Raw genomic sequence first — 21,219 nt, 5'->3', positions numbered from 1 at the left:
AATCGAATTCCCAGATTGTCAGACTCTTAAAAATCCCGCCCGGGATCCAGAAGATTCAGAAAATTAATCTGTCGACGATTCATAGACTCAGGGGACAGAAGACGCCACATCAACGCAGCGTCTCCTCAATATCCCATCAGCCCTCACCGTGAATTGGACTACTGAACCATCGCGGTCGATGGAGCGACTCGGTCCGACTTATCCTCAAGCGGACTGCCAACCGCCTGGCGCAGCTTCTCTAACAACATCGATTGGGTGAACTGACCTCCCATCACGATGATGTCGCTATCTTTGCCCGGTGGAATGATAATCGTGAGCGGAACGCTCTCCGTTCCAAACTGGCGCAGCCACTTCAGAATCTCCGGGTTCTCTTCAGTAAAGTCTGCCATCATCGGCACGATGCCGTTTTCTTTGACGAACTTCACTGTTTCCACACGATCCATCGCGACCTTTTCGTTGAGTTTACAAATCACACACCAGTCGGCGGTGAAGTCGATCAACATTGGCCGACCTTCTTCTCGCAATCGGATCAGTTGATCCTCGGAGAAATTCTGCCACGGCATTTTCGAAACATGCATTTCATTCGCGCTGAGCGGGCGAAACTCTTCCATCAACCACAGCCCGAAACAGAACACAGGAGCAGAAGCGAGAAACGACAGCAAATACGCCCGTCGCTGCTTCCAGACCGGATCGTAGGAGGCAGCGAAATTCGCAGCCATCCACACCATCATTCCGAGAGAGAGCAAAAGAACCAGAACTGGCACACGCCACTCAATCTTGATCGTCACCAACAGCCAGATGACAGTTCCCATCAGCACAAAACCGGTAAACTGCTTGAACTTCACCATCCAATCGCCCGGACGTGGCAGCCATTTCACCAGTGAGGGGAAGACTCCAGTGAGCAGGAATGGTGATGCCATCCCGATCCCCATCATCCCAAATAACGTGAAGACAGTCGCAGGAGGCTGAGTCAAACACCAAGTGAACACTGGAGCAATAAAAGGCCCGATGCAGGGAGTTCCCAGCAAGGTCGCAATAATGCCCGTGTTGAATGCTCCGATGTAACCTTCTTGATGATGACCAGCGGAAGGAATGATTCCCGGAACAGGCAGTTCGAAGACTCCAAACAGACTCAGCCCCATCAAGAAGACGACACACGCCATTACAATCATGAAAGTCTGATTCTGAAAGACCGACGCCATGCTCTGACCGAGCCCCCAGGAGAGGACGGCAAATCCAAAGAAGACAATGAGCACACCGGCAGTGTAGGTCAGATTCAATGCCAGAATTCGAAAGCGACTTTCGCCAGCCTGTTGAACCAGGCTCAAAATTTTGATCGCCAAAACTGGCAGAACGCAGGGGAGAATGTTCATCAACAACCCTGCGAAAAATGCAGAGGCGAAGGCGCTCAGCAAAGTAAAATCACCAGCAGCAACGGTTGCCACTTTCAATCGAGACATGACGTCCCGTTCTTCAGTCGGTGATACACCATGGCTGATGAACGACTTAACGATCGGTTGTGCTGCCAGAATGTCCGTAGACTTTTGATTTGTGCCGAGTGAAAACTCCACTGACTTGACGCTCATACAGGCTTTTCCGGTCTGGCAGATCTGATACTGGATCGTACCGATGACGCCTGGAGCAACATCCCCCACAGCATTGAACTTCTGCAGCCATGTCACCTGCTGCTCATGGGCATTTGAGTGGAGCAGTTCATCTCCAATCTTTGTCGAATGCAGGACTGGCTCGGGTACAGAGACCAGACCTCCAACAGCGACGAGATTCTCCACAGAGAAGTTAATGACTGTCGGCTTCTCGATTTGTTCCTCGTTCGCTTTGACCAGACCATAAGTACTCCAGCCGTCAGCGATCGTCATCGTGATCGCGAGAGTCACAACGTCACCCGCCTTTGGATTGGCAGGGGACAATTCGAACTGCAGAGAGACCGGATCAGCAACAGTTCCATCCCGTGTTTCGCGGGTTGGGACGACGACATATCCAGCTGTTAATGGAGCCACTTGAACTTCCACAGGGGCGACCGCGGCCGGCGATTCCACTGCGGGCGTGACTTCCTCAGCCTCGGCCAATTCTCCCTTAACGGCAGGCTTTGCTTTCGCGTCGAACTTCGCTTTAAACGAAGCATTTTGCGGCGTACAGCTTCCCGCATCGCAGGTCAGGAATGAAATCTTCCCTTCGAGCTCAGCGGCCTCGAGCTTCGCCCCAGCGGGCACCTGAATTCGTTTGAAGAAAGTAACTTCGCCATAGTACTTCTCCAGTTCCTTACCGAATGCTTCATCGAAGCTCTTCTTGGGCAAGGGATCTGAACGAAAGCCTTTCTCCAGTGAAGTCCAACCATCCGGTAGATCTACGGTGATCTTGGTTGGCTTGGGGAGCTCCGGATCCATCGAATAGGTGTTAACACCTTCCGGCAGAACAAGATTGATCTGCAACAGCACCACACCTGCTTCCTTGGCGGGTGCCAGAACAGCAGTCACCTTCGTCTCAGCCTGCTGAGCTGGCTTGGCAACTGAGTCGGAAAGATCAAAGAGTCCCTTCCCGAGCCCTTGAGCAGAAACCGGTGAGGTCAAAGCAAGAGTCGTAAGCACTATTAGGAACAGGTGACGCATTTCGACTTCCTAAAATTCCATCCAAGTTCGTCCCGCATTCAGGCAAATAATCATACCAGACCATCACCCCTTTGGCGAGATTTCTTTTCTCATCCAGCCGACGCTGACCTAAACGCAAACATCGCTGCGACAGAAACTTGCTTTCAGTTGCCAGACGGCAGCATTCTCGAAGTCGCCCTTCGGAGTTTCTCTACCATCTCCGCAGTCACTCCACGCGGATGGGGAGATCGACAAATCGCGCTGCTCACTGCGACGCGGGTCGCTCCTGCCGCAATCACCTCATCCAGATTCCCGCCATGGATTCCACCGATCGCAAACCACGGCAAGCAAGTATCTTCCGCCACGTACCTTACAAAGTTCAGTCCGGCGTACTCGTCAAAACTCTTCGTCGTCGTCTCGAAGACCGGACCGACTCCCAGATAGTCCGCACCATCGAACACCGCTGCTCGAGCCTGCTCCGGATTGTGCGTCGAGACCCCGATCAATGCATTTCCACCCATTACCTGCCGCGCGATGCTGACACTTAAATCATCCTGGCCAAGATGAACCCCGTCTGCCCCGATCGCTGCCGCTAAATCGGGTCGATCGTTCATGATTAAAATCACACCGGTCCCGTCGACCCACTTCTTGACCTGTTCGCCGTAATGCACCAGTTCTCGATCGGTCAGCCCCTTTTCGCGAATCTGTACAATTCCAACCCCTTTTTCGATGCTGTGCTTCAGGGTCTCTTCAACGCCGTAACGACACAACGAGGCGGTTAACAGGAGATACAACTGGCAATCAGTAAGTCGCATCTGGTTTCGCATCAGCGACTCGAGGCTCTTTTCGACAGTGTAAATGCGATAGCGACATTCGGAGATTTTTAGGCTGACGGCGGAGTCGAGCAACTTGCTAAATTCTTCCAGGCTGCGCAGCGATTCTTCAATACGTTTCAGGTTCGCCCGAACCACATCGGTGAGAATTCCACGCTGCCGCTCCGAAGCGAGTGATCCAAGCGTACCGACATCATTCAGGGTATCCCGAAACGGAACCCACGCAGCCTGCCCAAGATGCCTTAACGATTCCGTTAATTGGTGGCGAATTGCTTTCAGTTCTCGAGAGATCAGAGCATCATTCAGGCGAAAGCGAACGTAGTCTTCAACGACGCGTAACCCCTCTCGGGCGCGATTCGCACTGGCGTCCAGAATGCGGTACAGACTGGCCTCATCAATGGCACCTGCGCCAGCGGGACGAACCTGAATAATTGCCTCGTCCAAGCCGGAAAATTGCGGGATATCCGTAGCGATCAACTCACGCAATCGCTGCTCCGTCAAACCACGTTTCGCAAGAATCGCAGCGGTCTGTGGATCAAGCAAGGAGGCTGCTACGAGGAGATGTTCCGTTCCGGTCGGGCCTTGATTCTCGGCGTCAAGAGCCACAGAGTCTGCTTTGCGGAGCAACGTTCGCTTCCACTCAGGAAACGGAATCTCTTCCGCGGATGACTGCTCCTGCGGCAATCTTTCAGCGTCGTCAACTGTCACGCCAGCATCGCGAAGCAGTTCCGTTGCTCGCCCCTCACTTTCGAGCAACGAGTGCAACAGCTTTTTATACAAAGATGCCATCCCCTGCTCCCCAGCGAACTGCTGAAGAGTTGTCAGAGTCCGTTCGACTCCAGCTGTCACGTTTAATTCAGACATAAATAAAACCAGAATCCGATAGTATTAAACAAGTCGCGAGCCTATCAAAAACGGAGTTCCATACATCATGAAATTCTCGCAATGACCGCGACGAAGCATGGACGTGACATCAAAAGTCGCCTACAATTACCGTGTGCCGCTCTCCCCAAAGTATAGTCCTTCCCCAACCGAGATCCCGCCCACCCCCTGAAAAGAAGCCGGGTGCCATCATGCTGGTCCACTGCCCGTATTGCGACGACCGGCTTCAGGTGCGGAATGAGGCAGTTGACGTGGAGCGAAAGCCTCACGTCAAAAAATGCCACAACCCTCTGTGCAGGCATAAATTACACTCACAGACTAGGCCAATGAACTCTTCGCGGCTTGCTGCAGCTCTCATTCATTCCCTCCCCGGTGAGAAACGGTCCATTATAATGCGATTGTGGTTCCCGAGCACCCTGCTCGTACTTGTTCTCCTGCTCAACTGGGCTCCACGTTCTCATCAATCGCTGAGCACGCTCATTCAGAACGCGGCCAACGCGGGTGAAGTGGACGAATCCACCGAAGGAAAGCCGACACTCGCTCCGGTCGCCTACGAAACCGACCTCCAGCCATTCGTGATGAAATACTGTTCAAGCTGCCACGCAGATGGAGCAATGGAAGGGGGATTCTACCTCGATCCTTACAAGAATCTCGACGACATCCTTGAGAACCGGGCGATGTGGTCCAAGCTCGTCAAACTGGTTGAGATCGGGGCAATGCCACCCGCCGAAGCCGATCAGCCTTCTGAAGAAGAACGTCAACAAGCTGTCGACTGGTTGAATCAGCAACTCTATTTTGTGGATTGCAATGCAGAGCGCAATCCCGGGCGCGTCACGATTCGTCGACTGAACAAAGTTGAATACAACAACACGGTCAATGCACTCCTCTCAATCGACTTCAAACCTGCCGACAGCTTCCCCTCAGATGACACCAGCCATGGCTTCGACAACATTGGTGATGTGCTCTCTGTCCCTCCATTGCTGATTGAAAAATACTTGGCAGCCGCTGAAGAAATTGCAGACGCGGCCGCTTACCACCGAAGCCCAATCGCATTCAAGAAGAAACTTCCACTCGACAGATTCAAGCCATCAGGTGCCGCTCAAACCGAGGCATCCGGGATCAGCATGGTCAGCTCCGGAGCAGCGGAGTCGACATTCCGTTTCCCTCGAAGCGGCTCTTACCTCCTGCGAATCATGGCGAGGCAAGACAAAGGGGGCAACGAAGATGCCCATCTGGTGGTCTCGCTCGACGGCGAACACCTGGAAACCTTCGATGTCGCCAACACGACAGAGATGATGCCTTTCGAGTTACCGATCAACTCGAAGGGAGGACACCAGACCGTCAAAGTCGCGTTTGACAACGATTTCTGGGACGAAAAGGCAGAAGTCAACAAAGACCGCAACCTGTTTATCGCCACTGTTGAAATCGAAGGCCCAACCGATCTGACAGACGACGAGAAATCTTTAATCCCGTTCACCCGGATCATGCCGGATGAAGCGACGACGGCAACACAGGCAGCCACTGAAAATCTCACTCGATTCCTGCCACGTGCCTTCCGACGTCCAGTCTCGGCCGAAGAAGTCAATCGCTACGTCAAACTTGTCGAGATGGCGATCGCTGAAGGAGCAACTTTTGAGGAAGGAATGGGAATCTCTCTCCAGGCGATTCTCATTTCGCCTGACTTTCTTTTCCGAGTCGAAGGGGGTCGCCGCACGGATGGGAATGTCGAAATGCTCGACGACTTCGCGCTCGCATCCCGCCTGTCCTACTTCCTCTGGAGCGCTCCCCCTGATGACATCCTCTATGAGCTTGCTTCTCAGAATCGATTACACGAACCAGATGTGCTGCGAGAGCAGACCGAGCGGATGCTAAAAGATCCTCGAACACACCAACTCGTGAAAAATTTCGCGGGACAGTGGTTGGGGTTGAGGAAGTTGACCTCCACTGAAGTTAATCCGGACAAGACCATTTTCCCGGAGTTCACGAAAGATATTCGACTCGACCTCTGGAAAGAAACAGAGCTGTTTTTCGGTTCGATCGTCGAAGAGGACCGAAGTATCTTCGACCTCCTCAGCGGGCGATTTACATTCCTCAATGAACGGCTTGCCAACTACTACGGAATTGAAGGAATTACCGGAAAGGAATTCCGCCGCGTTGAGTTGGAAGGATTACACCGCAGCGGTGTCCTCACACAGGGAAGTGTTCTGACGCTCACGAGTTTCCCGAACAGGACGTCTCCAGTGAAGCGAGGTGAATGGGTCCTCGCAGTTCTTCTCGGAGATGCTCCGCCCCCACCACCGCCATCAGTCCCAACGCTGGAAGCAACCACAAAAGGAAACCCGAACCTGACATTCCGGGAATCTCTCGCTCTGCACACCACAGATCCGAACTGCGCATCTTGCCATAAAACGATGGATGCCATTGGGTTCGGACTCGACAACTTCGACGCCATCGGACGCTGGCGCGCCAAGGATGGAGAGTCGTTCCTGGACACCTCTGGAGAACTCCCTTCAGGTGAGAAGTTCAACGGACCAGATGAACTGATTGAGATTCTAAGTAGGAATCGTAACGATTTTTCGCGAAATCTGACCGAAAAATTACTGACTTATGCGATTGGCAGAGGTGTTGAATGGTATGATCGTTGTGAAATTGACGAGATCATCTCTGAACTGGAACAGCGCGATCAGTTCTCCGTTCTCATCCACGGGATCGTTAATTCAGCACCATTCCAGTCCCGAAAATTGATCGAAGCCCCACCAGTGACCGTCTCAGGCAATCCCTGACCGCAGACGGTAACAACTACGGAGCCTTCCCCTGATCCGGTGAAAACACCCACTCCGGGGAAAAATCGAAAACCAATATCCATCCTAATTTCATGGTAACTGTCAGCCTCCCTGGCAGTCCCCCAACCTTAGCCCGTGACCCAACGGAGACTTCCATGAAACCGATCTCACGCCGAACAATCCTCAAGGGGGCAGGCGCTGCACTTTCACTTCCGATTCTGGATGCCATGCTTCCCAAGGCTGCCTGGGCAGCACCTGAAATGCTGGTTCGCAATCGCGTGGCATTTATCTATTGCCCAAACGGGGCAATTATGGAGCACTGGATTCCAACGGAAACCGGCACCAGCTTCACACTTCCCAAAACGCTCGCCCCACTGGAAGCTTATCGCGACAATCTGATCGTCACTTCCGGTTTGGCGCACAATAATGCCCGAGCCCTGGGTGATGGTCCGGGTGACCACGCACGTGATTCAGCTGTTTACCTGACAGCGACCCATCCCAAGAAATCCGATTCTGACATCAAGGCAGGCGTCTCGGTCGACCAATACATTGCCTCTCGAATCGGTGACCAGACACGATTGCCATCGCTGGAACTCGGTCTCGAAGCGAGCCGCATGGCAGGAAACTGCGATTCTGGGTACGGATGTATCTATTCTTCGAATATCGCCTGGTCATCCGAAACAACTCCTGTTGCCAAGGAAACCAAGCCACAGGCCGTTTTCGAACGAATGTTTGGTGACGGGTCTGATCCCAAAGCCAGCGCTCGTCGGAACCATTTCCGTCAGAGTATTCTTGACTTCGTCGCTGATGACGCCAAACGCATTAATCAATCGCTTGGGATGAACGATCGTCGCAAAGTCGATGAATACTTCACCAGCGTCCGCGAAGTGGAAAAGCGAATCGAGCAATCGACGCTGGCTCCCGAAGAAATTCCACCATATCCATTTCAGCCAGGCGCTCCGAAGGACTTCGCGGAACACGTTCGTCAAATGTATGACCTGATGGCTCTCGCGTACCAGACGGACACGACTCGCGTGATTACGCTCATGCTCGCCAACTCAGGAAGCGGCCGAGCCTACCAGGAACTGGGCGTCTCTGAAGGGCATCACCAGATTTCCCACCATCAGAACGATCCACACAAAGTCGGCGCTCTGCAAAAGATCGATCAACACATGGTCGAACAGTTCGCTTACTTCCTCGGGAAGCTGCAGGATACAAAAGAAGGGGACGGCAACCTGCTGAAGCATTCCATGCTGATGTACGGATGCGCTCTGGCTGACCCTGATGAACATGCTCACCACAACCTGCCCATCGTGCTGGCTGGGGGTGGAAACGGAAAATTAGTCGGCGGACGTCATCTTCAGTACAAGAAGGACACTCCACTGGCCAACGCGTTTGTCACCATGATCAACAATATGGGAATTCCGACAACGGAATTCGGTGACAGCAATGGAGAACTGAAAGATCTGGCTTCAGCGTAACACTACCACGCTGCTGTCACTCCAAGTCAGTTGTCACTCCAAGTCAACGGGGATCAGGCGTTCGAAAGGACGCCTGATCTTTTATATTGAATCGACATTGAATTGCCCCTCAACCACAGTCTCGCGAATGATGAAGTCGCTTTATTCGGGGCTGCGGAGTCCAGGAAGACGTTGTGAGGAAACATCAATTGGCCATGGAACCGGGCTGTAAAGCTCGAGCCTGACAACCTTGCGGTCAGTGACTTCCATCACGGTGATCCGGAGCTGCTCCCATTCAATCTGCTCACCCTGCTTGGGAACTCGCCCCATTTCAGAGAACACAAAGCCGCCGATGGTGTCATAGTCTTTATCATCTGGCAGCGTCAGTTCGAACACCTCGTTCAGTTCGTCCAAATGCATTTTGGCATCGACCCAAAGTGTGTTCGCGTCGATAACCTGAAATAGCTCTTCCGGGCGTTCATCGAACTCGTCAGCGATGTCTCCCACAATTTCTTCGAGAATATCTTCCAGCGTCACCAACCCTGTGACACCGCCATACTCATCCAGCACGATCGCCAAATGCAGCCGTTCGAGCTTCATCCGATCGAGCAGCGAATTGATCGTTGTCGTTTCAGGAACATAAAAGGGAGGCCGAACGATCTCGCTCAGCTTCTTTTCTGTTTCACCTTCTACAAACGACTGGAGCAAGTCACGGGCATACAAAAGACCAATGACGTTATCCATACTTCCATCGACCACGGGCACCCGGGAGTGTCCCGCTTCGATCAGTTCTCGTCGCGCGTCTTCCAGAGAACAAGAAACCTGAATGGCGGAAACATCTGTCCGGGGAGTCATGACGGACCGAACATCTTCCTCCCGTAGTTCCATCACTCGCTGAATCATGCGACCGGAGCGAGATTCCAGAATCCCCTCCCGTTCCCCTTCATCAACGACGCTTTGAATCTCTTCCGCAAACGTTTCGAGATCTTCCGTACGCGGATCGCTCTTCCCAGCTATTCGATGGACAACCTTATCAATGAATCTCGCGATCCCCAGGAGTGGCCGAAGCGTAATCGTGAACAGGTTAATCAGCGGCCAACAGTGAAACAAAACAGCCTCTGCCGCCACCCTCGAGAGAGTCCAGGGAAGGACACGGAAACACAACCAGCAGGCAACAAAGGCCAGGGCGAGATCGATCCAGATCTGATAGGGGGCGAGGTCACTCCAGTAGGCTGATCGGGCAACCGTCCCGAGGACGAGAGCACACACAAAAGAAGCGACTTTAAGAAGCTCACAAATTTGCAGTGCAGGATCATCGTCTCGCAGGATCTGACCGAATCTCACTTCATTCCGATGAAGTCGGCAGTAGAACGCGAGTCGACTGCGAAGGAAATTCCGTAGAGACTCACACACTGTCGCGAAAAACGCACATGCAAAGAAACTGACAGACGCCAAAATTGCGTAGGTCACGAGGTATGCCCCTGCGGATCAATCAAAGGGAGCGAGATGAGCGACAGCTTCCAATCCGGGAACCATCCCGAAGCCTGCCCAGACCATTTCACAGACCTCCACCGGAGAGACAGCCCTTGAGCCGCTTTTACTCCAGACAGGTTGCTCGGAATTGCCACGTAGCAATATGAGCCTGGCTGTGAAATCTTCATCTCCTGCGATACGAGTCATTCTCATTGAGTCGAGCGGATCTCTCTGCAAAGCGACCACTCAAAACAGCATTAATAAGAGTAGTGTGGCGTGAGATTCCAGATTTGCAAGATCTCCCGCTCTCTCTGCCGCATGATGACCTGTTCGTCATCGGTCAGGTCATCGTATCCGCACAGATGCAGCAATCCATGTACGATGTAAAGCGTTAATTCATTCAGAGGATCCCAGTTCATCTCTGCAGCGATCCGAATGGCCGTCTCCGCGCTGACAACGAGTTCTCCTTCGATCTCCAGACCGGCCCCGCGAAGTGCGGAATCCGCAGGATGAAGGCTCTCGTCTGCGTCATACAAAAAACTGATGACGTCTGTCGGGTAATCGTGCTCGAGATGGTCTCGGTTCACAACATGAATGGCGGCATCATCCAGAATGGCCACATCGATCTCAGCTCGATGGACCTGCTCCGCTTCGAGCGTTTTTTGGACAATTTCCCGAATCCATTGCGAATCGACTTTGAGCAACTTCTGACGGTTGGAGACTTCTATTTCGTACATCAAGCTGTCTGCGTTTCTCGTGTCACTTCTGGATAGCGAATTCGTCCGTGATACACCGCGATCAAGGATTTGATCACGGAATCCTGAATGGACCGGATATCGGACATCTGCAAATCGCATTCATCAAACTGATCATCAAGCAATCGTCGCATCACGATATTGCTGACCAGCGATTCAATGCGTTTCGGGGTTGGCTCTGTCAGCGTACGACAGGCGCTTTCACAAGCGTCCACAATCATCAGAACACCAGCCTCTTTCGACTGAGGCTTTGGACCCGGATACCGGAATGAAGATTCCTCAGCATCTGTTCGATGGTCCGGAGTGCATTCTGCAATGCGGGTTGCTTCACGGAAAAAGTACTCAACGAGAGTGGTCCCGTGATGTTGCTCGATAATGTCGATAATGGGTGCAGGCAGGCCGTATTGCTCACCGAGATCTACGCCGTCTTTCACGTGACCAATAATGATCAAGGTGCTCATTGCAGGATTTAGCTGTGCATGTCGGCTGACAGAACCGTCCTGCATGTTCTCAACAAAGTACTGCGGCTTGAGCATCTTCCCAATGTCGTGGAAGTACGCACCGACACGCACCAGAAGTCCATTTCCTCCAATTTTCTCGACTGCTGTTTCAGCGATACTCGCGACAGCGACCGAGTGGTTGTAGGTCCCCGGAGCCAGCCTCACGAGATCCTGCAGCAATGGATGAGACGGATCGCTGAGTTCCAGCAACGTCATGTCGGTTACAACGCCGAAGAGTTTCTCCACAAACGGAAGGCTTCCAGCGACGAGATACCCAGCGACCAGACACAATGAGGCCCCTTTGGCGCTCATCACGAGGAACTGTGTGTTGTAATAGACTTCAGTCAATGACTGAGTCTCAATCACGGCCGCTCCACAACTGATCACAAAGTAAGTGATCGCTGAGAAGAAGCTGACTTTAATCAGAGTTGCACGTGATGAGACGCGACGCAACGGAATAATGGCCGCTGCAGATGTGGCAAGGAGTACGAGGAAATCTTCCAGGCGTCCAGTGGTCGACATCGTCAAGACGAGGGACAACGAAAACGCGGTGAGGGTTGCGAGAAACTGGTTGTAAGCCACGCCGATCAACAGCACCGCAGTCAGCAACGGTACGATTTCGGCTCGAAGTGGATCAAATGAGACGAGGCGTCCCAGAAACGCAGTAATGACAATCGCAGCCAAATACGTGACGAGTCGACCGACGTCCGCTGCAAGCTTGGGTTCGTTCCAAAGAATGTAATAGGAATTCAGGCCTGCCAGCACGAGGAGCAGCAGGAAGACAATTCCCGCTCGAGCAATCCGAGCCCAAATACTGATTTCCTTTTCGGCGGCTTCATACTCATCCGCCAATAGCGTTTTATTGACAGGATTGATCGTCTCTTTGGGACGAATCAGAGTGTCCCCTTCATTGAAGCGTTCCATGCGAATTTCAACATTCGCACGTGCTTTAGCGATCGCGTTTTTTGTCGCAACCTGGTCGAACGTGAGTGTTGGCTGCACTCGCTTGAACAACCAATAGGACAATGCCAGCTGAATGTCCTTCTTCAGGCTGGGGAACTTGCCCCAGGATCTTCCGAGTTGCCCTGCTTCGTTCAACTGATCCTGCAGACGAACCTGTGGGAGTAGTGCTTCACTCCCGGTTTCATCCTGCTGTTTCTCAGGTACGATCAACAGAAGCTTGTCAGGGGTGACTCCGCGCGGAACTTTCTTGGGATCGATCACACCCTTTTCGTAAATCGGTGCGATGAACTGCGAGAACTCTTCCACCATTTCGTCGATTCGAGTCTGAGCCATGCTCATATCTGGACCGACGACGGCCGCCCGTAATTTCTGAAAACGTTCTTCGGGGGATGTGGTCCCGAAACGTTCACCTGCTTCTCTTGCTTTTTCAGTAGCTGGAACCGTGGTGGTCAGGCCGAAGTCTTCAAGCGTTTCGGTCGCCAGTTTCGCCAGGGAATCCGCCTGAGCAATATCCCCCAATTGTGCGCGCAGCTCAACCGGGAGTGATGCAAGTTGGCTGGTGTTATTGCGGAAGATGAAAGCGACTGCGTCCTCAGCTTTATCGCGGGCGCGCTCCGTTTCGTCATCGTCAATTCGCTCAAATGGAATCTTCGCACAGATCCCATGAGGAACGTAGTCTCCGAGTCGATACGTGAACGGGGCTCGCCAACTCTGAAGTGCAACAACAAGCAATAGAATCGCAACAAAGACGATCCCAAGCCTGAGCTGTAACCCTCGGTTCTGAATAAGCCCCACCATCCTCGACCAGACTGTCGCGGGACGCCGCAACGTGACTGAGCGAGGAATTCGAGAACGTTTCTGACCTATCCCAAACATGTCATTCAGGCCATCATGCAGGACGCACGATGAAACCCCCTCAACGGTGATTACCACTTGCTCCGGCGATGGAGCCTTGATCGTACGCCTTGACAATCTCACGAACGAGCCGGTGGCGAACAATATCTTCGCCACTCAGTTCGACCTGAACAACTCCTTCGATCCCCTGCAGACGATTCATGGCATCATTGAATCCTGAAGGGACGTTTTCTGGCAGGTCTGTCTGAGTTGCGTCTCCGGTGACGACAATCTTTGATCCTTCTCCCATACGGGTCAGGAACATCTTCATTTGGGTGACTGTAGTGTTCTGGGCTTCGTCCAGAATGATAAATGTGTCGTTCAGAGTTCGACCTCGCATGAACGCGAGTGGAACGATCTCAACGACATCGTTTTCCATGTAAAGTCGAACCTGCTCGAAGTTGAGCATATCGTTCATGGCGTCCAGCAACGGACGCAGAAACGGGTTCACTTTGGCCAGCATATCGCCCGGCAGAAATCCAAGTTTCTCGCCTGCTTCAACAGCAGGGCGAACTAAAACGATTCGGCGGACCTGCTCAGATCGAAGGGCGTTCACCGCCATTGCCACGGCAAGGTAAGTCTTTCCGCATCCGGCTGGTCCTTTACACAGGATCAGGTCATGCTTGCGAATCGCATCGATGTATCGTTGCTGACCTGGCGTTCGGGCCTGAACTTTCTTCGCCTTCTCGAACAGATCAATTGCGGTTCCACCAGTGGGAGCGCCCGCTTGCGAAGTCCCATTCAACAGACGGACCACAGCGTGCTCGTTGATCACACCATCGCGTCGCAGAATCTCTCGCAAGCGACCAAAGATTTCGTTCGATTTACGAACTTCTTCAGATCCCCCTTCGACGACAATCGAGTCTCCGCGAAGCACAATGCTCACCCCGAGCGCATCGCGAATTTTGCGCACGTGGGAATCGCTTGGGCCAAACAGGAGTCGGGCTTCGTCAGGATGGGGAAGATGAATCGAAGTAGAAGCGTGAGACATGCATTTTGCCAAGAAGAGCTGCACAGACCGGATAAGGTTCGACGGAACATCACGTGAACTGAATAAGGTCAACTCATGAGGGCGACCACGCCCTTCGATTACCTTCCGATACGATCGGTTCAATCACGACCGAGAATAGCCAAACACCGACGGGGAGTCATGACGAATCTCAGAAACTCGATTTGATCTGAATCGGAACGGCAACATCCTTCCATCGCGTGACAATCAGGGAAGGAACGTCTGTGCTCAAATGCTGTTCACCCGTGACGGTGAACTTCAGGTCGAATTGCGACAGGTGAATTCTAGATTCAAATCATCCCAATGGAAAGGAATTCGTCAAGGTTTTGCTTTTTGGAGGCGTTCCCTGCAAACCCGAACACATAAACACCCCCTAAACCGTCTAGGCCAAGTCGAAGAAAACAATCCACAAATCGTGGATAAACGAAACTCATAGACTGTGTTTTCCATTCGAGAAACGACCAGCAAAGCACTCTTAGGATTCGACTTGCGCTCGCGAGCACAAATTGAACTCTCTCACAACAAAGCGAAGAGAGAGTAAATTTGATACAAACCAACCCCAGCAACATCACCACAACGGACGCCCCCGGGCATCCAGAATCAACCCGACAACTCCGCCACGGACCTCTGCAACGACCTGCCTCCCGTTCCCCTGCCCCAAGTCAACATTCCGAGACGGAGTCAACTCGACTTTCGCAGTCTCGTGCAGCGGCAACTCGAACGTCTCGAGTTCACCAAATTTCATTTCGCCCGAAACAGTGAGCGTTGAACTTTTCACGCTGTAGCGAAAACAGGGTTGCCCCTCCTTGCCCGTTCCTTTTGCCGCGATCACCGTCCCCAACGTAACCAGGCAATCCTTCTCAAAGACTTCCATCGCAGCTTCAGGATGGACTGACGCCAAGACTCCGAGATGAGGCATCATGAAGATGCTGTCCTTCGCCAGCTCGGTGATCCCTTCTGGTTCGAAGGCATCGATCATCATCATGGCTGTCTGCTCCATGCGAGGAGCGTGCGACAGCACTCCTCCAGAAGCGACCAGCAGATTCAATTTCATATTGTCGACGATCGACTCCCCACCCTTCTCCTGTGAGAATGCATCTCCCACAGTACGTTGCTGCTGAACCCCTTTGAGGGTCGTGGCAAACTCTTTGTGTTGCTTATACGCCAGACGCAACGCTTCCCGGGCAACAGCCTGCTCGAACTCCAGCGACTCCTGTGTCTGTGGAATGGTTGTCGGGCGGATCATCTTGTTCTTCACTCGATTCCGCAGCGTCCGTTCATCCATCGACTGCTGCACCCACCGCAACACATTCGGCATCCCTGCTTCTGAGCAGACATTCGAAATGGAGTAGCTCATCCCCAGATTGGCGCTCACGGTTCGATTAAAAACAGGAGTTCCATCTTCTCCCTCAAAGACACTGAAGACGTCAGTTGTCGCACCGCCAATGTCGACGCCAACGCAATTGATGTTTCGAGCCTTTGCAATCGCCTGAAGAATATCTCCGACCGCACCGGGCGTCGGCATGATTGGAACGTCTGCCAGTGCCATCAATTTGTCATACCCTGGAGCATGCGCCATGACGTGTTCCAAGAAGCGGTCATGAATCATATCGCGAGCAGGAGCGAGATTTTCTCTCTCCAGCGTCGGTCTGACATTCTCAGCGACAGACAGAGCAACAGATTCATCAAACGTCCGGGCGATTTCCTCTTTTGCCTCCTGATTTCCAGCATAGATCAGCGGCATCTGGTAATTGACACCAAATCTTGGCTTCGGCTTCGCGGGGGCAATCAACTCAGCCATCTGCACCACGTGCTTGATTGTTCCGCCATCCGTTCCACCGGCCATCACCACCATATCCGGTCGCAATTCACGAATACGTTGAATCTGCTCATGTGGCTTTCTGCGATCATTTGAAGCGATCAAATCCAGAACGATTGCCCCGGCTCCCAAGGCTGCTCGCTGCGCACTGGCTGCCGACATCTCTTTCACGACGCCGGTCACGAGAATCTGCAATCCTCCCCCCGCACTGGAAGTGGAGATGTACAGATCGCAGCCATCTTTCCCACGTGCAGGCCGAATGATGTTGCCATCGTCATCAACTAACCTTCGGCCAGCCAATTCTCCGATTTCCCGGGCCGCATTGATGACTCCGACGGTTACGTCTGCCACCGGCTCCTCAACAGTTGTCGGGGCCTCTCCACGATATGTCTGTCGATAATGGCCATCGATCTTTTCGATCAAAATCGCTTTGGTCGTGGTACTCCCACAGTCCGTGGCAAGAATCACATTAATAGCGTCAGGATTCAGTGGAGGCATGAAATGATCCATCACGTTCAAAATCATCGGCCGCGAGCATCTCGTTCGAACCAGCGAGTATAGACGGTAAACGTCAATCCCGGAACAACAGCGTGATTCCCCCTCTCAGAGGATGTGACAGAAGTGAATAGGGACACGAGAACAGTCACCAACGGTCCCGGTCATTCCCCGGGCGATCCCCGCACTGAACGAAAACAAAAAACGCAATGTTATCGGTCCTGCTGAAAGCAAAGCACCACAAAACACTTCGTATCGACACCGCCTGTTCAACTGAACAATGAAGGCTACTTGCACCCATCCATCAACCGCGTGATACTCGTGTGACCATACGCAATGACCGTGGGTCAACCAGCACGAACTTAAACTTGTCCGACCTTCATGATCAATCTGACAGCGACTCAAAGCACTTCTTCGAAAAGAGCCCTGATCACTGGTGTCACCGGTCAGGATGGCTCTTATCTTGCAGAACTGCTTCTGAGTAAAGGGTACGAGGTCTGGGGGATGGTGCGGGCAGAATCGCAAACAACGCGAATCAGCCACTTACTGAAGCAAACTGGCCCCAACAGAACCTTGCTTCGCCTCATTTTGGGCGATTTATGCAACACTCATTCGCTCGCTTCAGTCCTCGAGACGACTCGACCGGATGAACTTTACCATCTCGGTGCACAATCCCATGTCCAGAAATCTATTCACGCCCCAGAACATACCGGTAATGTCACTGGACTCGGCACAGTCCGACTTCTCGAGGCGATTCGGACACTTCGACTCCCCACTCGCTTCGTCGAAGCATCGTCAGCCGAAATTTTCGGAAAGACGACACAGGGGCGCCAAACAGAGCAATCCCCCATTCACCCTTACAACCCGTACGGAATCGCCAAAGCATACGCCTACTTCGCGGTGATGAATTACCGCGAAGCTTATGACATGTTTGCCGCCAGTGGAATCTTGTACAACCACGAATCTCCACGTCGAGGGGAAGCATTTGTCACACGCAAGGTGACTCGTGCCATCGGTCGCATTCTCACCAATCAGCAGGAATACTTATCATTGGGAAACCTCGACGTTTGTCGAGACTGGGGATTCGCCGGTGATTACGTCGAAGCTCTCTGGAGAATGCTTCAGACCGAAAAAGCTGAGAACTACATCATCGCGACTGGAAAAACTCATTCGCTCCGGGAGTTTTGTGAACTCGCCTTCGCTCACGCCGGACTCCCGATTACATGGAGCGGCTCAGGCATCAACGAAGTGGCTGTTGACCCGCAGGGAAGAGTGGTCATCAAAATTGATTCACAGCACTTTCGCCCTTTCGAACGAAACGCTGCCTGTGGAGACCCAGCAAAAGCGAATACGGATTTAAGCTGGACCCCTCAGGTCGGTTTCAAAGAACTCGTTCAAATGATGACTCACCATGATATGGAGTTGGCGCAAGCAGAGTTGAAGATAAAAGAGTGAGTTCAATCCCAGAGTCCGATTCGCTGGAACCGACAATTGCGATGACTGAATCACTCAAAAAAATCGAACGCTTTAAATCCTGCCTGCTTGACAAGGTCATCCCGTTTCGCCAATTCGAGATCGGCCTCGACCATCTCCCTGACTAATTCATCAAAGGATATCTTCGGTTTCCACCCCAGTTTTTCACGAGCACGCGAAGAATCTCCCAGAAGTGTATCGACTTCAGCTGGGCGAATGTAACGAGGATCGATCTGCACGATTGTTTTACCGGTGTTTTGATCAACTCCCTTTTCGTCAACGCCAACTCCTTCCCAGGCAATGTTCATGCCGAGACAGGCTGCGGCGATTTCAACAAAACGACGTACCGTTTCCTGTTGGCCAGTCGCGAAAACGAGGTCTTCAGGCTCGTCCATTTGAAGCATCGCCCATTGCATTTCGACGTAATCGCGGGCATGCCCCCAATCGCGTTTCGCGTCCATGTTGCCCAAGGTCAATACGGACTGAATTCCCAACTTGATTCGGGCCAGTGCGCGAGTGATTTTACGGGTTACGAAAGTCTCTCCACGAATCGGGGACTCGTGGTTAAAGAGAATCCCATTGCATGCAAACATCCCGTACGACTCTCGATAGTTCTTCACAATCCAGTATGCATAGAGCTTCGCGACCCCGTAGGGTGAACGCGGATGAAAAGGAGTTTGCTCGTTCTGAGGAACGGTCTGCACCAGACCGTAAAGCTCCGAAGTCGACGCCTGATAGAAACGAGTCTTCTTCTCCAGCCCTAAAATCCGAATCGCTTCCAACAATCGCAGCGGACCAAGAGCATCGCAGTTAGCGGTATATTCGGGACATTCAAAAGAGACAGCGACGTGGCTTTGTGCCCCCAGATTATAGATCTCGTCTGGTTGCACCTGCTGAACGATTCGAATCAGATTTGTGGCATCAGTCAGATCGCCATAATGCAAGTGAAAAGAGCGATGGTCAACAGTCGCGTCTTTGTAGAGGTGGTCAATTCGGTCAGTGTTGAAGGTCGAAACGCGGCGACGGAGTCCGTGAACTTCGTAACCCTTTTTGAGGAGGAACTCAGCCAGATATGCCCCATCCTGTCCTGTAATTCCTGTAATGAATGCTTTTTTACGCACAGACTCGCTCCCGGGTCCTCATGAACCACAGACCTCTTACGTTCTCAACCAGAATCAGTTCAGTATCTCTCTGATACGACGGACAGCTTCGAAAGGCCGATGACCACCCTGGAAGCAAGCTGTTCGCAAGTCAATGATGCATCGACACCGATCTCAGAATTCCCAGATCTGTACAGAATCACCGCCCCGGATCTCAAACAACTGACGAAACCTCAACATCATAGGCATTTCTACCCGAAGTTCGAATCCACAGGCCATCTCAGTCCTTTTGAAAATTCCACTTCGGAATGACGCCATTCAGGAATGAGCTATTGAAAAGAAAAACGAAGCCGGTATCTCAGAAAACCGGCTTCGCACGAAGTCGACCATTGGGATTCCGTCCGAACTCCCAAATCTCCAGAAAAGGCGTTAGACGACTTTCGTTTCCTGAATTCCAAGACCCTCAATTTCGTGAACAATCAGATCCCCTGGAAGAAGTGTCAGATCAGTTGGGAACGCAACACCGTTTCCGGTAAGAATTGCTGAGCCATAAGTTCGACTTCCACCTTTCAGGAACCAGTCGGCGATGACTTCTGGTGACTTCACCATCTTCGACAGGTTTGTTTCGCCCTGAAAAACGACCTCAGTCCCGCGCACCTGTCGCGTCCGTATGGTGGAATTGCGAAGATCCTCAAAGCTGCACAAACGAATCCAAGGTCCAGCGGCACAGCAACCGTCGTAACTCTTAGACAGTGATTGATAAAGCGGGTTCTTCCACTCAATATCCCTTGCTGTCACGTCACTTCCGATGGTGTAACCAACGATCTGATTCTTACTGGAGATCACCACTGTCAATTCCGGCTCTGAAATCGTGTTGGAACTGTCTGGACGAACGCGAACAACTCCTCCAGAGCCCGCAGTTGCGTGCCCACTAGACTTGAAGAAGAAAAAAGGACGATCCGAGAGATACGATTGATCGTACAAAGAGAGCCCGCTTTGGCTTGGATCAACATCCTTATGATAAGTCATCCCTGTTCCCCAGACTTCCTGGCGTTCAAACGGACTTAGCCAAGCGATTTCCTGCGACGAGAGAGGGAGCCTCTTCTCGCACCTCTCAGCAAGTCCCTTAGCGGTATCAATGGGTGATTCAGAATCGCAGATCCGAGTCAGTGTCAAACCAGCAAAGTCAACCTGAGGTATGACATGAAGTGTCTCATCCACAACAATTCCGCATTGCACGTCTGCGGGAGTCTCATGGATAAAGTAAAAACGGCACAGCCCAATTATGCTCATGTCAAATTTCACAAAGATTCGAACGCAAAAACAACACCCTCACAAATTCTCATCGACCTGCGGTCGCATTAACAAGAATGAGGGGCAAGAGCCGGATGAAGCGCTGAAAACTTCGACCGACGACGTTCAGGCAGCTTGTCAGATTTTCAATTCGGTTTCTGGGTTAGAGCTGGAACGACTTGATGTTCATATCCTGACAAACATCTCGCTTCCACTCTTCAATTCCCATGAACGCATCCAATAGCAAATGCAGCAACACTTGATGCGCACACTCGACGATCCCGTACGTTTTCGCTGGAACATAGAAGTTCACATCTCCGCGAGTACGGCTCTTGTTGTCCTCTTTCAAACCAGAAAGAGTAATCACCTGACAACCCATCGTGCGGGCGGCGTCAATGGCATTTAACACATTCAGGGAATTCCCCGAACTGCTGATCGTGACGAGAAGATCACCGGGATGTGAATATCGATCCACGTAAGTGGAGAAAGCATTTTCAAAACCTAAATCGTTTGCCAACGCCGAAATCAGCACCCAACTCGACGGGGAAGTCGTCGCGACCCCCCCATTCTTGGTCCAGTCCAAAGCCATATGCTCGGAGAAAGCCGCGCTTGCACCATTGCCAACAATGTGCTGCTTACCGTTGGATTTCTGTAAATTTCGAAGGATCGAAAGTGCCGATTCAACTCCCTCTTCAAAGCTGACAGCTTTATCAAAAACGCTGACCTCTGTGTTCCGAAGAGAGGATGCGAGACTTTCAATATACCGCTCATGATACATGACATTCCCCTTTTCGTTCCGGATTATCATAAAAGTTCGTTGAACCGCAGACTCATTTCGACTTATGTGTCTATTCGTCGCGATCGTGTCAGTCCCAATGCTC

General features: G+C 52.1%; 14 protein-coding genes. 3 read left to right on the top strand and 11 right to left on the bottom strand.

Annotation, left to right across the window (positions count from 1 at the left end; translation table 11 throughout):
* Positions 1-158: 158 nt before the first annotated feature.
* On the bottom strand, positions 159-2,627 hold the full coding sequence (locus SH668x_RS02975; RefSeq protein ID WP_437187208.1) for a cytochrome c biogenesis protein CcdA: 2,469 nt from the start codon (positions 2,625-2,627) through the stop codon (positions 159-161).
* Between the two features lie 143 nt (positions 2,628-2,770).
* The gene (locus SH668x_RS02970) at positions 2,771-4,303 is read right to left on the bottom strand and encodes a thiamine phosphate synthase (RefSeq protein ID WP_437187207.1); all 1,533 of its coding nucleotides are present in this window, start codon (positions 4,301-4,303) and stop codon (positions 2,771-2,773) included.
* Between the two features lie 410 nt (positions 4,304-4,713).
* Between SH668x_RS02970 and SH668x_RS02965 the strand changes: the two genes are divergently transcribed.
* Together SH668x_RS02965 and SH668x_RS02960 are read left to right on the top strand one after the other, a co-directional pair.
* The gene (locus tag SH668x_RS02965) at positions 4,714-7,104 is read left to right on the top strand and encodes a DUF1592 domain-containing protein (protein WP_437187206.1); all 2,391 of its coding nucleotides are present in this window, start codon (positions 4,714-4,716) and stop codon (positions 7,102-7,104) included.
* A 155-nt stretch (positions 7,105-7,259) separates the two neighbouring features.
* On the top strand, positions 7,260-8,585 hold the full coding sequence (locus SH668x_RS02960) for a DUF1552 domain-containing protein (protein WP_437187205.1): 1,326 nt from the start codon (positions 7,260-7,262) through the stop codon (positions 8,583-8,585).
* A 141-nt stretch (positions 8,586-8,726) separates the two neighbouring features.
* Here SH668x_RS02960 and SH668x_RS02955 read toward each other — a convergent pair whose 3' ends face one another.
* The 6 genes from SH668x_RS02955 to SH668x_RS02930 all read right to left on the bottom strand — a co-directional run bounded on the left by SH668x_RS02955 (position 8,727) and on the right by SH668x_RS02930 (position 16,475).
* Positions 8,727-10,034 carry a hemolysin family protein gene (locus tag SH668x_RS02955; protein WP_437187204.1) on the bottom strand — a complete coding sequence of 436 codons (1,308 nt, stop codon included), beginning with the start codon at positions 10,032-10,034 and terminating at the stop codon, positions 8,727-8,729.
* An 18-nt stretch (positions 10,035-10,052) separates the two neighbouring features.
* A complete protein-coding gene (locus SH668x_RS02950; RefSeq protein ID WP_437187203.1) occupies positions 10,053-10,244 on the bottom strand; it encodes a hypothetical protein in 192 nt (63 codons plus the stop codon).
* 50 nt (positions 10,245-10,294) lie between these two features.
* The gene (gene ybeY, locus SH668x_RS02945) at positions 10,295-10,774 is read right to left on the bottom strand and encodes an rRNA maturation RNase YbeY (RefSeq protein WP_437187202.1); all 480 of its coding nucleotides are present in this window, start codon (positions 10,772-10,774) and stop codon (positions 10,295-10,297) included.
* Positions 10,774-13,053, bottom strand: a complete 2,280-nt coding sequence (locus SH668x_RS02940; RefSeq protein ID WP_437187201.1) for an HD family phosphohydrolase — start codon at positions 13,051-13,053, stop codon at positions 10,774-10,776. Before SH668x_RS02940 ends, ybeY begins: the two co-directional genes overlap by 1 nt.
* 118 nt (positions 13,054-13,171) lie before the next feature.
* The gene (locus tag SH668x_RS02935) at positions 13,172-14,140 is read right to left on the bottom strand and encodes a PhoH family protein (RefSeq protein ID WP_437187200.1); all 969 of its coding nucleotides are present in this window, start codon (positions 14,138-14,140) and stop codon (positions 13,172-13,174) included.
* 586 nt (positions 14,141-14,726) lie between these two features.
* Complete coding sequence (locus tag SH668x_RS02930) at positions 14,727-16,475, bottom strand: glutamate mutase L (protein WP_437187199.1); 1,749 nt, start codon at positions 16,473-16,475, stop codon at positions 14,727-14,729.
* Positions 16,476-16,853: 378 nt separating this feature from the next.
* On the opposite strand from SH668x_RS02930, the gene gmd (SH668x_RS02925) reads away from it, so the two are divergent.
* Positions 16,854-17,927 carry a GDP-mannose 4,6-dehydratase gene (gene gmd, locus SH668x_RS02925; protein WP_437187198.1) on the top strand — a complete coding sequence of 358 codons (1,074 nt, stop codon included), beginning with the start codon at positions 16,854-16,856 and terminating at the stop codon, positions 17,925-17,927.
* Between the two features lie 50 nt (positions 17,928-17,977).
* Here gmd (SH668x_RS02925) and gmd (SH668x_RS02920) read toward each other — a convergent pair whose 3' ends face one another.
* From gmd (SH668x_RS02920) to SH668x_RS02910, 3 genes are all read right to left on the bottom strand, one after another.
* Positions 17,978-19,066 (bottom strand): GDP-mannose 4,6-dehydratase, encoded by a 1,089-nt coding sequence (gene gmd, locus SH668x_RS02920; RefSeq protein WP_437187197.1) that lies wholly within the window; start codon positions 19,064-19,066, stop codon positions 17,978-17,980.
* Between the two features lie 408 nt (positions 19,067-19,474).
* A complete protein-coding gene (locus SH668x_RS02915) occupies positions 19,475-20,338 on the bottom strand; it encodes a fumarylacetoacetate hydrolase family protein (RefSeq protein ID WP_437187196.1) in 864 nt (287 codons plus the stop codon).
* Positions 20,339-20,501: 163 nt separating this feature from the next.
* Positions 20,502-21,146, bottom strand: coding sequence for an SIS domain-containing protein (locus tag SH668x_RS02910; protein WP_437187195.1), 645 nt, complete (start codon positions 21,144-21,146; stop codon positions 20,502-20,504).
* Between the last annotated feature and the right edge of the window lie 73 nt (positions 21,147-21,219).

Source organism: Planctomicrobium mucosum (genome assembly GCF_051466335.1).
Lineage (GTDB): Bacteria > Planctomycetota > Planctomycetia > Planctomycetales > Planctomycetaceae > Planctomicrobium.
The sequence above is the reverse complement of the archived record's forward strand: the minus strand, read 5'-3'. Positions and strand labels throughout refer to the sequence as shown.